General features: G+C 38.0%; 18 protein-coding genes. 7 read left to right on the top strand and 11 right to left on the bottom strand.

The annotated features are described in order from the left end of the window. Window positions 1-4 precede the first annotated feature (4 nt). Window positions 5-688 (top strand): DUF4252 domain-containing protein, encoded by a 684-nt coding sequence (locus ISX59_RS04670; protein WP_220575704.1) that lies wholly within the window; start codon window positions 5-7, stop codon window positions 686-688. A gap of 83 nt (window positions 689-771) precedes the next feature. Here the strand turns inward: ISX59_RS04670 and ISX59_RS04675 are convergent, their stop codons facing one another. The 3 genes from ISX59_RS04675 to ISX59_RS04685 all read right to left on the bottom strand — a co-directional run bounded on the left by ISX59_RS04675 (window position 772) and on the right by ISX59_RS04685 (window position 3,346). Then, a complete protein-coding gene (locus tag ISX59_RS04675) occupies window positions 772-1,764 on the bottom strand; it encodes a YeiH family protein (RefSeq protein ID WP_122143661.1) in 993 nt (330 codons plus the stop codon). Between the two features lie 78 nt (window positions 1,765-1,842). Next, window positions 1,843-2,739 (bottom strand): LysR substrate-binding domain-containing protein, encoded by an 897-nt coding sequence (locus ISX59_RS04680; protein ID WP_005775932.1) that lies wholly within the window; start codon window positions 2,737-2,739, stop codon window positions 1,843-1,845. Between the two features lie 25 nt (window positions 2,740-2,764). Further along, window positions 2,765-3,346, bottom strand: coding sequence for a DUF6621 family protein (locus ISX59_RS04685; RefSeq protein WP_044299557.1), 582 nt, complete (start codon window positions 3,344-3,346; stop codon window positions 2,765-2,767). Between the two features lie 223 nt (window positions 3,347-3,569). On the opposite strand from ISX59_RS04685, the gene clpB reads away from it, so the two are divergent. After that, complete coding sequence (clpB, locus tag ISX59_RS04690; protein ID WP_220575705.1) at window positions 3,570-6,158, top strand: ATP-dependent chaperone ClpB; 2,589 nt, start codon at window positions 3,570-3,572, stop codon at window positions 6,156-6,158. Window positions 6,159-6,234: 76 nt separating this feature from the next. On the opposite strand, the gene ISX59_RS04695 is transcribed toward clpB, so the two are convergent. The 6 genes from ISX59_RS04695 to nusB all read right to left on the bottom strand — a co-directional run bounded on the left by ISX59_RS04695 (window position 6,235) and on the right by nusB (window position 10,345). After that, on the bottom strand, window positions 6,235-6,444 hold the full coding sequence (locus ISX59_RS04695) for a hypothetical protein (RefSeq protein WP_050418555.1): 210 nt from the start codon (window positions 6,442-6,444) through the stop codon (window positions 6,235-6,237). A gap of 524 nt (window positions 6,445-6,968) precedes the next feature. Further along, window positions 6,969-7,385 (bottom strand): DUF5606 domain-containing protein, encoded by a 417-nt coding sequence (locus ISX59_RS04700; protein WP_022011923.1) that lies wholly within the window; start codon window positions 7,383-7,385, stop codon window positions 6,969-6,971. Window positions 7,386-7,402: 17 nt separating this feature from the next. Beyond that, complete coding sequence (coaE, locus tag ISX59_RS04705) at window positions 7,403-8,020, bottom strand: dephospho-CoA kinase (RefSeq protein ID WP_005775927.1); 618 nt, start codon at window positions 8,018-8,020, stop codon at window positions 7,403-7,405. Continuing rightward, window positions 8,010-9,023, bottom strand: coding sequence for a CdaR family protein (locus tag ISX59_RS04710; protein ID WP_005818784.1), 1,014 nt, complete (start codon window positions 9,021-9,023; stop codon window positions 8,010-8,012). Before ISX59_RS04710 ends, coaE begins: the two co-directional genes overlap by 11 nt. 23 nt (window positions 9,024-9,046) lie before the next feature. Continuing rightward, window positions 9,047-9,373, bottom strand: coding sequence for a preprotein translocase subunit YajC (gene yajC, locus ISX59_RS04715; protein WP_005775925.1), 327 nt, complete (start codon window positions 9,371-9,373; stop codon window positions 9,047-9,049). A gap of 45 nt (window positions 9,374-9,418) precedes the next feature. Beyond that, window positions 9,419-10,345: a transcription antitermination factor NusB gene (gene nusB, locus ISX59_RS04720; protein WP_005775923.1), complete on the bottom strand. Its 927-nt coding sequence runs from the start codon at window positions 10,343-10,345 to the stop codon at window positions 9,419-9,421. A gap of 168 nt (window positions 10,346-10,513) precedes the next feature. Between nusB and ISX59_RS04725 the strand changes: the two genes are divergently transcribed. The 4 genes from ISX59_RS04725 (at window position 10,514) to ISX59_RS04740 (ending at window position 12,753) form a co-directional block, all read left to right on the top strand. Continuing rightward, entirely contained in the window at window positions 10,514-10,900 is a 387-nt protein-coding gene (locus ISX59_RS04725; protein ID WP_022011925.1) for a PUR family DNA/RNA-binding protein, read from the top strand. A 144-nt stretch (window positions 10,901-11,044) separates the two neighbouring features. Then, the gene (locus ISX59_RS04730) at window positions 11,045-11,635 is read left to right on the top strand and encodes a 50S ribosomal protein L25/general stress protein Ctc (RefSeq protein WP_005775921.1); all 591 of its coding nucleotides are present in this window, start codon (window positions 11,045-11,047) and stop codon (window positions 11,633-11,635) included. A gap of 103 nt (window positions 11,636-11,738) precedes the next feature. After that, window positions 11,739-12,302: an aminoacyl-tRNA hydrolase gene (pth, locus tag ISX59_RS04735; RefSeq protein ID WP_005809833.1), complete on the top strand. Its 564-nt coding sequence runs from the start codon at window positions 11,739-11,741 to the stop codon at window positions 12,300-12,302. A 25-nt stretch (window positions 12,303-12,327) separates the two neighbouring features. Further along, the gene (locus ISX59_RS04740) at window positions 12,328-12,753 is read left to right on the top strand and encodes an RNA-binding S4 domain-containing protein (RefSeq protein WP_005809834.1); all 426 of its coding nucleotides are present in this window, start codon (window positions 12,328-12,330) and stop codon (window positions 12,751-12,753) included. Between the two features lie 105 nt (window positions 12,754-12,858). Here ISX59_RS04740 and ISX59_RS04745 read toward each other — a convergent pair whose 3' ends face one another. Further along, window positions 12,859-13,617, bottom strand: coding sequence for a BT1926 family outer membrane beta-barrel protein (locus ISX59_RS04745; RefSeq protein ID WP_220575706.1), 759 nt, complete (start codon window positions 13,615-13,617; stop codon window positions 12,859-12,861). 47 nt (window positions 13,618-13,664) lie between these two features. Further along, window positions 13,665-15,179: a hypothetical protein gene (locus tag ISX59_RS04750; protein WP_032540877.1), complete on the bottom strand. Its 1,515-nt coding sequence runs from the start codon at window positions 15,177-15,179 to the stop codon at window positions 13,665-13,667. Window positions 15,180-15,406: 227 nt separating this feature from the next. Between ISX59_RS04750 and ISX59_RS04755 the strand changes: the two genes are divergently transcribed. Further along, window positions 15,407-15,766, top strand: coding sequence for a helix-turn-helix domain-containing protein (locus ISX59_RS04755; protein ID WP_005775915.1), 360 nt, complete (start codon window positions 15,407-15,409; stop codon window positions 15,764-15,766). The last annotated feature ends 56 nt before the right edge of the window (window positions 15,767-15,822 follow it).

Raw genomic sequence — 15,822 nt, forward strand, 5'->3', positions numbered from 1 at the left:
GGTTATGAAAACAATGAAATTTATTCTGGTTTGTGTGCTGCTATTATCACCTCTCTTTTGTCAGGCACAAAAGAATCTGTTCAACAAATACAACGACATGAAAGGGGTATCATCAGTTTACATCTCTAAAGCAATGATGGAACTAAATCCGAACTTATTTATGAAGGACCTTTATATAGGTAAGGTGGCAGAACACTTGAATTCTGTTCAGGTCCTTTCTACACGTGATAATAAGATACGTGAAGAGATGGCTAAAGATATTCGTTCTTTGGTGCAGTCATCCAAATATGAACTATTGATGAAACAAAAAGGGACAACTTCCAGTTCAGAAATCTATGTAAATCGTAAAGGAAGTAAGATAAAAGAACTAATTATGGTAATGGACGGAGCATCTTCCCTAAAATTTGTATATATGGAAGGAGATATGACGACGGATGATATCAAAAAACTAATGTTGTATCAAAATACCAGTCAGTGCTTTATAATATCAGGAGATAGGCTCTATACCAATAATAAACCTATCATTTATGACAGCAAGAAAGATATAAGCAAACAAAAAGGTATGATAGAATTAAGCGGAACTTATAATTTGAACACTATAGATACAAATTATAGTGAAGAATTAAACGCTTTGAATGACGAACTAAAAAACCTTGGGAAAGAATTAAAAAACATAAGTATAGAGTAAATGATATAGGATAGTTATTATATGTAAGAGGTACGATGTCTAAATACATCGTACCTCTTACATACAGTTCTGTTTATATTTAATCAGCACCAATAAATATATGCTAAAGTGCTCAGACTAATCACTGCCCACAAAAGTACTCCCTGTATCAAAGGTTTGATACCTACGGACTTCACAACATCCAATGAAAGAGAAGCCCCGATGAAAAACATAGTGATAGTTAAAGTCTTACGAGCCAATCCATTGATAGCTGCCCCCAATGCAGGCACACTATCCAACAAATAGGTATTCACAATCATAGCTAATACAAAGAAGAAGATAAACCAAGGAATGCTGATCTTCTGTCCTTTACTTTTAAAGATAAACGAAGTAGCAAATGCCATTGGAATAATCCAAAGGGCACGGGTCAATTTAATAGTAGTAGCAACTTTTAGTGCCTCCTCACCGTATGCAGCACCGGCACCTACCACAGAACTTGTATCATGAATAGCAATGGCAGCCCAAGTTCCGAACTCATGTTGACTCATATTTAAAGCATGTCCGATTACTGGAAAGATAAAAAGTGCAAGTGCGTTTAATATGAATATTGTAGCCAACGCTACAGACATTTCACTATCATTCGCCTTTACTACAGGACCTACAGCAGCAATGGCACTACCACCACAAATCGCCGTACCCGAACTGATAAGATAAGAGGTATTACGATCTACCTTCAAGAACTTACGACCAATAAACCACCCAATGATCAGTGTACCGATTACTGAAATAACAGTAAACTCCATTCCTTCTTTACCGGAAGCAAGTGCCGAATGCAAATTCATACCAAAACCTAATCCGACAACAGAGTATTGCAACAAATATTTGGATGTCTTTTTATTAAATTTCGGATGCGCCTGTCCACATGTCAATGCGAAAGCTAACCCAAGGAAGAGAGCTAATGGTGGAGTTACCCATGCAGAAAGTGCCTGCAATCCTGGAACATAATCCAACATTAGAAATAAAGTCAAAATAGAAAGTAAAGAAACATAGACCTTCTTATTGTTTGTCTGTAACGTTTTCGTAATAGCTGATACCATATCTTATTATCTTTTTTATTTTTCGGGTGCAAAGATACGGCTACTTATCGGTATATGCCAATTGCATCTAATTATGCTTTATAACTTTTTATTATGATGCATGGCAAACTGCATCAAAACCTGTGACAATCCACTCTCCTGCCCTTGGGGTTGGGCAAAACAGAATTCACGCAACATAGGCATGCCTTTGATTTCGATAACCCGGAAAGTACCGGAAAGTAATTCACGACTGATGGAACGGATAGAAACAATTCCCATACAATCTGTATGTTCCAGAAATAATTTGATACTCTCCGTACTACCCAAATATAAAAGCACATTCAAAGATGATAACTTTATATTATGTCCGGACAAAGCTCTTTCAAAAACATCCAACGTGCCCGAACCTCTCTCACGAAGCACAAGAGGAATTCTGGATAAATCTTCGGGAGTAATTTCATCCGGTAATGAGAGCTTATTACCTGTGTGGACAACAGCCACCAATTCATCCTGCAAAAACGTAGTATATTTAAGATTCGGCAAACGAGAAATTCCCTCCACTAAACCTAAGTCAATGCGGTGTTCCTGCAAAGCTGCTTCTATTTCTCTGGAATTCCCATTCAGCAAAGAAAGATTTACCTGAGGAAATTTTGCTATAAAATTAGCCAATAAAGGAGGAAGCACATATTGCGCAATTGTAGTACTGGCACCTAACTTTAAATCACCTATATATTCATTATGGAGTAAATGCATTTCATATTCCAGCCGTTTATAGTCCTCCAATATCTTTTCACTATGTTCTTGCAAAAGCTTCCCTGCCTCTGTCAAAGATATCTTATTCCCTTGCCTGTCAAACAAGCGGGCCTGATAGCAAGTTTCCAATTCCTGAATATGCTTGGTTATAGCAGGCTGACTGACAAACAACTCTTGTGACGCTTTCGTAAAACTAAGGTTCTTAGCAACACTTAAAAATACTTTTAGACGAAAATCAGACATAAATATAAAGGTTTATTGTCTATAATTACAATTCTTCTCCCCTGATTCCCAACGCTTGCATCAACGGATATGCAAGCATTTCCCATTGATGCCCTTCCAGCATTTCCTCCGGTTCATTCATACGAAACTGAATCGTTTTTTTATTTTTAATCTTCTTCAACCGATTCATTACTTTATCACCATATTCTTCATTAAAAGAGACTAAAATCAATTGTCTCACATCGGCAGAATCTGCAACGATATTTAATAAATCGAGATATAATTCCTCACGGGATACCATTTCCTCACAAGGTACACCGGCAAAAGAAAACTCTCCAAACTGACTCTTAAACGCTACACCATTCAACTCTGTAGATAAATCAGACGGTACACAATTAGATAACCGGACGGAATTCTTATCGTATACCACTAATATTTGAATCTGATTTTCTCCTTCTGTTATGCCTGAGTCTAACGCTAAATAAGTTATCAATTCCGAAAGATCAATCTCTTGTAACTCACGCTTCAATGTTCGCTCAAAATATTTCTTCAGATCCGTTATAACTAAATTCAAGAACGCTGCATCTATCAATATCACATTCGAAGAGAACTTTATTTTTTCGTCCATATAGTAATTCCTTTATAATTATATTCAGGCTATAAAGATACAACATACTTCTAAAATGCCCTTGCATTCGGACACAATTTCCTTGTAAAAAGGAAAATATATGACATTTTGGCTTTTGCATTCCTTAAAAAGCTGAAAAAAAGTCAGTTTTTAACCCATGGCAAATCTTTTGCGCCTTCAATAGTGTTATTGAAAATAAGAAAAAGAAAGGAGAATAAACGATATGAATTTCAACAATTTTACCATTAAATCACAGGAAGCTGTACAGGAAGCGATCAATCTGGCACAAAGCCGGGGACAACAAGCCATTGAAACAGCTCATATCCTGTATGGAGTGATGAAGGTAGGCGAAAATGTTACTAACTTTATCTTCCAGAAGTTAGGATTGAACGGCCAGCAAATCGCCCTTGTACTCGACAAGCAAATTGACTCTTTCCCAAAAGTTTCGGGTGGTGAGCCTTATTTGAGTCGGGAAGCAAACGAAGTCTTCCAGAAAGCAACACAGTATTCCAAAGAAATGGGTGATGAATTTGTTTCACTGGAACACTTATTACTGGCATTACTAACGGTAAAGAGTACTGTATCTACTATTCTGAAAGATGCAGGAATGACCGAAAAAGAACTACGCAGAGCTATTAATGAATTGAGAAAAGGAGAAAAAGTCACTTCTCAGTCCAGTGAAGATAATTATCAATCACTGGAAAAATACGCCATAAACCTGAACGAAGCCGCTCGTAGCGGCAAACTCGATCCGGTGATCGGACGTGACGAAGAAATTCGGCGTGTACTTCAGATTCTGAGTCGACGCACCAAAAATAACCCTATATTAATAGGTGAACCGGGTACCGGTAAAACAGCAATAGTTGAAGGACTGGCACACCGTATCCTCCGGGGAGATGTTCCTGAAAACCTGAAAGATAAACAAGTATACTCTCTGGATATGGGGGCACTGGTTGCAGGAGCCAAATACAAAGGAGAGTTTGAAGAGCGGCTTAAATCCGTAGTGAATGAAGTGAAAAAATCTGAAGGTAACATCATACTCTTCATCGATGAGATCCATACATTGGTAGGAGCCGGGAAGGGAGAAGGTGCCATGGATGCAGCTAATATCTTGAAACCTGCACTTGCCCGTGGAGAGTTACGTTCCATCGGTGCTACGACCCTTGATGAATACCAGAAGTATTTTGAGAAAGACAAAGCTTTGGAACGCCGTTTCCAGATAGTACAAGTAGATGAGCCAGATAATCTGAGTACAATATCCATTCTGCGTGGTCTGAAAGAACGATATGAAAATCATCACCATGTACGTATCAAAGACGATGCAATCATAGCTGCCGTAGAATTAAGCAGTCGATATATAACTGATCGTTTTTTACCGGATAAAGCAATTGACCTCATGGATGAGGCGGCAGCCAAACTCCGTATGGAGGTAGATTCCGTCCCGGAAGGATTGGATGAAATATCACGTAAAATCAAACAGTTAGAGATCGAACGGGAAGCCATTAAACGCGAAAATGATGAACCGAAATTACAAACAATCGGCAAAGAATTGGCCGAACTGAAAGAACAGGAGAAATCATACAAAGCAAAATGGCAAAGTGAAAAAAGTCTGATGGATATAATCCAGCAGAACAAAGTTGAAATCGAAAATCTTAAATTTGAAGCCGACAAGGCTGAACGTGAAGGAAACTATGGGAAAGTTGCAGAAATCCGATATGGAAAATTACAAGAATTGAATAAGGAAATTGAGGATACCCAGAAAAAGTTACATGAAATGCAAGGGGATACAGCTATGATAAAGGAAGAGGTAGATGCTGAAGATATCGCCGATGTAGTATCCCGCTGGACCGGAATTCCCGTAAGCAAAATGATGCAGAGTGAAAAGGACAAGTTACTTCATCTTGAAGAAGAATTACATCAGCGTGTTATCGGGCAAGATGAAGCCATTGCAGCTGTATCCGATGCCGTACGCCGCAGCCGCGCAGGATTGCAGGATCCCAAGCGTCCGATTGGTTCCTTCATCTTCCTGGGCACTACCGGAGTAGGTAAAACCGAACTGGCTAAAGCACTTGCAGAGTTTCTTTTTGATGATGAAACAATGATGACCCGTATTGATATGAGTGAATATCAGGAGAAACATAGTGTTTCACGTTTAGTTGGAGCACCTCCGGGATACGTGGGATACGATGAAGGAGGACAGTTGACAGAAGCCATACGGCGTAAACCCTATTCTGTAGTACTGTTTGACGAGATCGAAAAGGCTCATCCGGATGTATTCAATATATTGTTACAGGTACTTGATGACGGAAGGTTAACAGACAATAAAGGTCGCGTGGTAAATTTCAAAAATACAATCATCATCATGACCTCTAATATGGGTAGTAGCTACATACAGAGTCAAATGGAAAAACTGAACAGCGCCAACAAAGACGAAGTTGTAGAAGAAACCAAGAAAGAGGTAATGAATATGCTAAAGAAAACCATACGCCCCGAATTCTTAAACCGTATTGATGAAACCATCATGTTTCTACCACTAACGGAAAAAGAAATAAAACAAATTGTCCTGCTGCAAATCAAAAGTGTGCAGAAGATGCTTGCGGGTAATGGAGTAGAGTTGAAGCTGACAGATGCCGCTTTAGATTTTCTTTCACAAGTAGGTTATGATCCAGAGTTCGGTGCACGTCCTGTAAAAAGAGCTATTCAGAGATATTTATTAAATGATTTATCAAAGAAATTATTAGCACAAGAAGTAGACCGTAGTAAAGCAATTATTGTAGATGCACAAGGTGACGGATTGGTTTTTCGTAACTAAAGAATTGAGAATCTATAAACTATAGCGATCTGCCGGTATGCCTTATGGTATACCGGCTTTTCTCTTTCTTGAAAGTTCAATAAGTGATCCTCCTGACCTCCACCGGATAGGATGCACAATGAATAACAAGCACATACATGCCTCTTCTCGGCAATATAAAAGTAACACAATCTCCCGTTGAGTGAATCTTCCCTATTAACTCACCCTGCTCACTATACAGGTATACCATTGTATTAACTTCCAGACGTTCCAAAGACAAAACTCCGGTAAAATCGTCCAGTTTCATACAGATACCGCTATCTCTTGTTGCTTTCATGCTCTTTCCTTCTCTCCTATCACTCCCGGTTCCCTCGAAAGAATCTTTCGTATATAAAAAAGCGTGGGAACGTTGCAATTATCGTACCTGAGGCTCTGGACTGCCACTATTCAAATAATGTACAACAACCCACGCTCGATACTATATATTTGCATATACAGCAGAGCATGAGCGTTCGTTGCATTATTCCTGAATAGTGAAATTGTCCAGATTTCAAGTACAGAATAATATCTTAAAAACGCTTTTGTTCTTTTTGTGTAATATTCCTCGCAACACTGACTCTTCAGGTATCGACGGATTGCAACAAAGATAATTAAAAAGCCCTGAATACGACAAATAAGTTCTCTAAAATATTCTATGCAAATTTTATATAGTTATGCAAGAACAGCTTAAGGAGCCTTTTGTTTATTGGGGTATGATAAAAAATAAAAGCGCAATATCCCCCTTTCAGTAAGGGATATTGCGCTTTTAACTAAAAGAAACAGAATTAATTTTTATTCCGCCTCAGCAGCAGCTTCTTCACCAAATTCTGTAATTCCGTTAGAAACAAGAATATTGTACCATAAGATCAATTTCTTGATATCATTCACATACACTCTGTCACGATCAAAATCAGGCAAAACCTCAGCTAAATATTGGCGTAGTTGCTCGGGAGTAGCCTTCTTCACATCTATAGAGGCCATAGCTGCATTTTCCTTTTCTTTTATTGAACGCAATACGTCACGCAAAGGTACTTCTGAGTCGTTTGTGTACATTGCTATATCTGCCAAAGAGATAATCTTTTCATTACCATAAGCAGGAAAACGTTTCTTAGTCGCATCAATTGTTTCTACAATTAACATATTTTTCCCCTGCGAAATAAGCTTATACAATCCCGGTTTACCGGAGATAGACAAAATAGTCTTTAACATAGTATATTACTTTTATATTAGTTATTTTTTGCGGAGCAAAGGTAATGAATCTTTTGATATAGGAAAGCAATTAACTCTAAAATCTGTGGTATCAACGGTTTCTCATCATCATTTATTATAACGAAAGAAGCCTGTTCACACTTTTCTTCATCACTCATTTGGCTCCGAATACGTTGCATTATCTGTTCACACGAAGCATTGTCACGCCGAACTGCACGATCCACCCTTATTTCTAAAGGGGCATAAACCATCACAATATAATCAACCTCATCAGCAAACCCCGACTCTATAAGGATTGCTGATTCCATACCTATAATATCCATGCAACCCTTGTGTGAAGCCCATTGCCTGAAATGCTCTTTAACTCTCGGATGTATGATTCTATTGACTTGAGAAGCATGTATGGAGGAAGCAAAAAGGTATGAAGCCAATAAGACCTTATTTAATTTACCGTTTAAGAAAACCTCCTCTCCTACCAAGTCGCACAGTTCCTTACGTATAACAAGATCGGTCGCTACAATTCTCTTGGACTCTTCATCTGAAATATAGACAGGAATCCCCATTACTTCAAGTAGCCGTGAAACAATACTTTTGCCACTGCCTATCCCACCGGTTATACCAATTTTAATTGCCATAAGAAGAAACTTGTTCTATAAGAAAATCAACCTGCTCCGGATGAATGCGTATATGACTCACTCCACGTGGAACTGACTTCAATTTGACAGTATATTTATCAGTGCCCAACTTTAAAAGTTCTTCATAAGAGACATTTACAACAAAATCACTTGCCTTAATTTTGCGAAAACGGCTTAGTCCAACCTGAAATGTAATCTGGACTTTAGACGGAAAAGCTCTCAACACCTTATCTGCCGGAAAATTAATACCACGCAATGGTACTTCAACAGTCTTTTCCGTATATATATCCACAGGCAAAGTTAAATCAATCGCTCCGGGAACAAACTTAGCTCCTTTCACTCCGGCAAGCGCAATTCGTTGCCTCAATGTATCCGCTACATTCTCAAAGTTCACTTTTTGTGTATAGGCAGTTGTAATTGTATCCAATATAGCTACAGGAGCATATACTAAAACAGAATCCGGAGAATAAATGGTATCGGAAATATAGTATTGACGCCCTGCAGTAACTTTACCCTCTAATTTAACAGGCACCAATTTCGACTTTCCGGTAGAATAAATATACTCCAAGGTATCTGGTTTGACAGAAAGCAGACGAGTGGACACATTGAGCTGTCCCAGAATCTTTTTCTCAAGTTCTGAAGTATAAATCTTCACATGATTATTAGGGGCCTTTGACTCAGAAAAATCGATATTTACCGGAAAGAAACTTTTGCCCAACATATAGTTCAGCAATACCGTACCCTTATCTTTTACTTTGATACGCAATTCAGAAGGAGGTTCAGAAGTTAAAACTACATGATTAGGTACTCCTTTCAAACGAACAGGAATTGAAAATTCTGCTTCATAATCATTATTTAATGTTTGAAGCAGCCAAAATCCACCTGCAATAAAAAAGAAAAATAAAAAAATTAAGAACTCTCTGCTCTTATCACTAAGCAGAAAGTCCTTAATCCTTCTTGATAATTTTAAATAAATATACTTTATGTTCCTACGTTCGAACATAGGCTTTATTTATTTTTAGTTCCTTATTTCGTAGCAGACTGGCTATTGGCAGCTGAAGCATCTGCAAAAATAGAGTTCTTATCTATCTTAATTTTTACATTAGAAGCGATTTCAAGAACAATATAATCATCATTGATTTCCTTAATCACACCATGAATACCACCAGCAGTAATTACATTCTGATTCACCTGGAGAGACTTACGGAAATTAGCGATCTCTTTCTGTTTCTTATTCTGCGGACGAATCATGAAGAAATACATGATAACAAACATTGCTATCAGCATAATCCACATCAAACTACCATCAGGGCCAGCAGCAGGAGCTTGAAAAAATACAGTTAATAGGTTCATAAAATAATCAGTTTTTTAGTTTTTTAATCTATTTGGACAAAGGTATTAGTTTTTTGTCAACTTACCTTCTTTTTTTAATTGATTAACTATTCCGTCCAATGTACCATTGATAAAGCTACCGCTCTTCACTGTACTATAGAGTTTGGCAATCTCTACATACTCATTTAACGAAACACTGACCGGAATGTTCGGAAAACTAAGAATTTCTGCCAACGCACACTGCATAATAATCACATCCATGAAAGCTACACGATCCAAATCCCAGTTCTTTGTGTTTTCACTGATCAGATGACGATAATAATCGGCATTCAGAATGGCCCGACGGAACAAGCGCCGTGCAAATTCCTGATCTTCATCATCTTTAAACTCAGGCAATAATGGCTGGTTAGCCCCTTGTTTTTCTTCAAAACGCTTGATAGTTTTCAATACAAATGTATCAACAATCTCTTTATCATCATTCCAATATAAACTCTGATCTTCCAACACTTGATCCAGCGAATCATTATTGAAAACAAACGTTTTATATAGTTTTCTCCACAACTCACGATCCATTTCGTAAGATTTATCGGAAGAAGCCATATATTCTTTATATATATCGGATGCAATAATCTTCTCGTACAATTCTTTGATAAAGTCCTGATCGTTTGCCCAGGTTCTTTTCTGGTTAGCTATAAACTCGCTCAATTGTTTATTTACTTCAAGTTGTGCGATAAACTTATTTTCCACAAACTTCATGTTAGGATACAACTCTTCTTTTGTCGGCGCCAATTTAGCTTTCGCTGTGTCAATGCGTTTTTGTGCATATTCCGTCAAAGCAATCATAAGCATCAGCAAATAGTTGTATAAGTCGTAAGCCTTAGAGAGGCTAAAGAACAACTCTTTCTCCGCTGAGTCTAAATTTTTGCTGCCGTTTTGATAGTAAGCATACACTATCTGTATGATCTTTAGACGAATAAGAACTCTGTTAATCATAATCTTAATTAATACTGTTATTAACGAATTGCAAAAGTAGACATTTTTAATGAGTTTACGCAAATAAATCACATTTTTTAATGCAGTATTTCATTCTCTTTCCTTTTTCTTTTGACGGTTTAAAAAAAATATCCAATTTTGAAGCCAATTATAAACAGACCTAACAATATGGAAGATTTTAAAAAGAAAATAGGAACAGACATGAATGATAAAGAGATTGTATTCTCCAAATCGATTAAAGCTGGTAAACGTATATATTATCTGGACGTTAAAAAGAACCGTAAAGATGAAATGTTTCTTGCTATCACTGAAAGCAAAAAAGTCGTAATGGGAGAAGGAGACGATTCCCAGGTAAGTTTTGAAAAGCATAAAATCTTTTTGTATAAAGAAGATTTTGGTAAATTCATGTCCGGTCTTGAACAAGCGATCAGTTATATCAATCAGAATCAAGAATATACCGAAGAATTAGAATCCGGAAAAAAAATCGAATCTGAAAGCGAAACTGAAACTGTAGTTTTAGATAGTGAAATTAAAATAGATATTGATTTTGAATAATTAAAAACATCAATTCTTTGATATTTCAGAAAGAAAGTGTACTTTTGCACCGCTTTTTGCACATCGTGTGATAATCACATCGTGTGATGGTGAATTAAGCAAGCAAAATAACTTAATTTAGAGTAACACAAAAAATTTCAAGAAATGAGATCAATTGAAGTTAAAGGAACTGCAAGAACAATTGCAGAACGCTCTTCTGAACAGGCAAGAGCTTTGAAAGAAATTCGTAACAACGGTGGTGTACCTTGTGTACTTTACGGTGGTGGAGAAGTTGTTCACTTCACAGTGACTAACGAAGGACTTCGCAATCTGGTTTATACTCCGCACATCCACGTAGTAGACCTGATTATCGATGGTAAAAAAGTGAATGCGATTTTGAAAGACATTCAATTTCACCCTGTAAAAGATACTATCCTGCACGTAGACTTCTATCAGATTGACGAAGCTAAACCTATCGTAATGGAAGTACCGGTACAACTTGAAGGTCTTGCTGAAGGTGTGAAAGCCGGTGGTAAATTAGCATTGCAGATGCGTAAACTGAAAGTTAAAGCTTTGTACAACGTTATTCCTGAGAAACTGACTGTCAATGTATCTCACTTGGGTCTTGGCAAAACAGTTAAAGTAGGCGAATTGAGCTATGAAGGACTGGAACTTCTGAATGCAAAAGAAGCTGTTGTATGTGCCGTTAAGTTGACTCGTGCGGCAAGAGGTGCAGCTGCTGCAGCAGGAAAATAATATCGCTATCCTTTATTAGAGATATCATTCAAACGCAGATTAATGCAGATTTCACATCTGTGTTAATCTGCGTTTTTATTTAAAAACAAATAAACTGAAAGATATGAAATACTTAATTGTCGGATTAGGCAACATTGGTCCAGAATACCATGAAACTCGCCATAATATAGGCTTTATGGTGTTGGATGCTTTGGCTAAAGCAAACAACCTATCATTCAAGGACGGTCGTTATGGCTTTACAGCTACCCTATCTGTAAAAGGAAGACAAATGATTCTGTTGAAGCCTTCGACATTTATGAATCTAAGTGGCAATGCCGTGCGTTATTGGATGCAAAAGGAAAATATTCCATTGGAGAATATGCTAATCATCGTTGATGACCTGGCTCTTCCTTTTGGAACATTACGTCTGAAAAGCAAAGGTAGCGATGCAGGTCATAACGGATTAAAACATATCGCAGCTATCTTGGGAACTCAGAATTATGCACGGTTGAGATTTGGCATTGGCAATGACTTCCCAAAGGGCGGACAAGTTGATTTCGTATTAGGACATTTTACGGAAGAAGACTGGACAACAATGAACGAGCGCCTGGAGACAGCCGGAGAGATTGCCAAAAGCTTTTGTTTGGCAGGAATCGACATAACGATGAATCAATTCAACAAAAAATAATAATTCATTTTCAATTTATAACCCAATGCCTGAAGCAAGAATAGATAAATGGATGTGGGCAGTCCGCATCTTCAAAACCCGCACCATCGCCGCTGAGGCCTGCAAAAAAGGACGAATCAGCATCAACGGATCGTTTGTGAAAGCATCTCGTATGATAAAGCCAGGAGACGTAATTCAAGTAAAAAAGCCCCCCATTACATACTCTTTCAAAGTATTACAAGCTATCGAGAAACGAATCGGAGCAAAACTTGTATCCGAGATGATGGAAAACGTAACGACACCCGATCAATACGAACTTTTGGAAATGAGCAAAATCAGTGGTTTCATTGATCGCGCAAGAGGCACCGGACGCCCGACTAAAAAAGACCGTCGAAGCATTGAAGAATTCACTACTCCGGAATTTATGGATGACTTTGATTTTGACTTTGATTTTGAAGAAGACAATAAATAAAAATCCCCGACAGCCGTCACGGACATCGGGGAGGTATAAATAAATGGACTTATTTATAAAATCACCCACCCGACCGATAACCTATCGGCCGGATGGAGATAGAGGTCAAAACTTAAATCCGATCTTCAATGTCGGAGCTGCCAAAACACTGTAGTTATGGCTGTCTGCCGACAGATCGCCAAGACCGGCTTGCGGATTATACGTGGTCTTGTTGTACGTATAAGCAAACGGATCGATTTGCGCACCGACGTAGAGGGCAGGAAGAACATAGTAATCGACACCGATAGTCAAGGCGGCACGAAGATTCCAGCTTTCGGCAACCGATTTGCCCATAGAGGTCTCTTCATCATACTTCATTTCATTTTCGCCGTAAGCAAAACCTACGCGAACGCCTGTATACCACATCAGGTTAGGAACACGCTTGATGTTGAAATAACGATCAACACCTGCCGACACATTATAGGCGAACGACTGAGCATCGGCTACGGCACGGTAGTTAGGGATACTCCCATCACCGATCTCCGTATTTTCGTCTATTGTACCGGGAACAGCCGGATAACCGGGGTTATTCGTGAAGCTGACACCGCCACCCAAATTTAGTTTCCACTGATCTTTGAAGAACCAGCCCCCTTCAAAACCAACCATCAGCTTTTTGTCTGCCCAGTTGGTTGAGAGCGCTCTGACTTCATAGTCAGTCAGCAGCCCCGAAGGGGCTGTGACATTTGTGTAACTATTGTATCCAACAGTAGCCGCTACCGTAAAGTCTCCTTTTTTAGGAGTATTATCTTTACTACAGTTCTGTGCATTAGCTGCAAGACACATCATGGGTAGAACGGCCAACACTAAAAGTCTTTTTATTTTCATACGATACTTTTTTTTGATTTGTTGTTTTCTGCCGTTACTTTAGGTGATTATTCAGCTCTTAATTCTGCATCCAACGCAGCTTTTGCATTGTCAACAATAATTTTCTTAGCAGCAATCTCTTTTTCCAGATTATCCAACTCTTCTTTTCCCTTAGCTAATTGAGCCTCAGCATTCGTGATATTAGCTTCATAGAATTTAATCTGTTCCTTAGCCTGAGCAATATTTAATTCACATTGAGCAATTAATTCTTCAAGGTTCTGACTATTATTATAAAGTGCATTAAGAACACTATACTCACTCCAAAGTTTCATCGGAGTCTCATTTGCATCATTAAATGCTTTAGCAACAGTTTCATTCGCTTTAACCAATGCTACAATTGCACTAACGGCATCATTATATGCTTTTACATCAACAGCTGCAAGAGCAGCAGCAAATTCATCAGAAGCAGCCTTTTCTTTATCATACTCAGCTTGTGCAATCACAATACCATCTTTCGCAGAAGCAATTGCACGCTTTGCATTTTCTATAGCTTGCTCTTTAGCCTCCTTTTCTGCATCTGTTGTTTCACCCATCTTATTTGCATCTTCCAACTGTGCATTAGCAGAAGCAAGACGACCATAAGCAGTATTCTTATCCTTAGTATCTGCTGACGTACCCAAAGCATCTGCAGCATTTTTTACACGATTTGCAAAAGATGTTTCTGCTTCAAGTTTTTGGCTTTCACTTATATAAGCCCCTAAATTAACAACATCAGATTTAATACCAGTAGTCGATTCCCACTGCAAATATTCTGTTCCTGTAAATGCAACGACACCATAATAAAGATTATTTACCTCATCAATTGCATCTCTATCCAAAGCATCAATAGCCTCCTGAATACCTTTGGCGTCTGCATCCAAAGCAGCACCTTCATTATTCATCACTGTACTATTGGCTAACCTATACTTTTGAAGAGCAGCCTCCTTTTTAGCGTTAAGCGCATCCTTATCAATATTTGCATTAACTGGGTCTTTCAGAACCTCCAATTTAGCAGTTTCCGCTGCGATACTTCTATTCAAAGTAATAGTGTTAATCTTAGCATTTGCTTCTGCTGTAGTTATACCTGCTTCTAACTGAGCAAGACCGGCTGTTCTGGTAAGAAAGTTTTCATTCAAAACAGCCAATTCACCAGCAGCTATAGTATACTGTCCGTATAACCACTGAACACGTTCATCAGCATTTTTTAAAATAGCCAGTTCAGCTTCAGAAGCAGCTTTCTTTGCTTCAGCAATTGCTTTTTCCGCCTCGGCTTTAATTCGTTCAATTTCAACAGCAAATTTCTGTTTAGCCTCTTCAGTCATTTCTTTCTGGTATTCAGCTTGTGCATTTTTTAATGCAGCCTCAGCTTCAGCTGTAATTTTCGTAGCCTCAGCTTGTGCATTTGCCAATGCTGCCAAGCCTTTCAACTGCTCAGCTTTCGCATTACGCACTGCCTCTACTGAAGTCGATTCGTTGTTATCAACGCAAGCTCCCAGTGACAAAGCACCCAGGAGCACTGCTACCATCACGAGTTTCTTTTTCATAATCTCAAAATTTTAATGAATAATAGTAATAATATAAATGTTATGTTCCACTCTGTTTTTCTTCTGCTACCAGAAGAGTGTTGTTTCACTTCTCTCAGTGATCCGCTGCAAATATATCCTAATTTATCTGATAAAACAAATAAATTATGAACAAAATACAAAAATAGACAGAGATTCTTTTATATCGATAAACCTAACTCTTCAGATTATGTTGTACTTTCATGCAAATGAAAAAAAGTAATATTTATATAGGTGAAATTATCAAGAATGTAATGTCTGAGAGACAGGTTACTAAAGCCGAACTCGCAAGACGGTTGGACGTTAAGCCTCAAAGTGTAGATTACCTACTAACAAGGAAAAGCATCGATACGGATACATTATACAATATTTCACTGGCGTTAGATTATGATTTTTCCCTTTTATATAGCATCAAAAAAGAACAGAGAAATTATGATAATGAAGATATCAGATATAAATTGGGAAATGCCAAAATTACAGTAGAAATAGAACTGCAGCAAGATGAAATTATCAAGCTAAACCTGAAAAAGAAAATAGCCGAGTTACTGGATGGAGGAGCTAATAAGTAGAGTTGTTTACACCTTATTATATATAGGGAACAAAAGCTATCAAAGCAAAGATATAA

This window comes from Bacteroides sp. FSHCM14E1, from assembly GCF_019633785.1.
GTDB lineage: Bacteria > Bacteroidota > Bacteroidia > Bacteroidales > Bacteroidaceae > Bacteroides > Bacteroides hominis.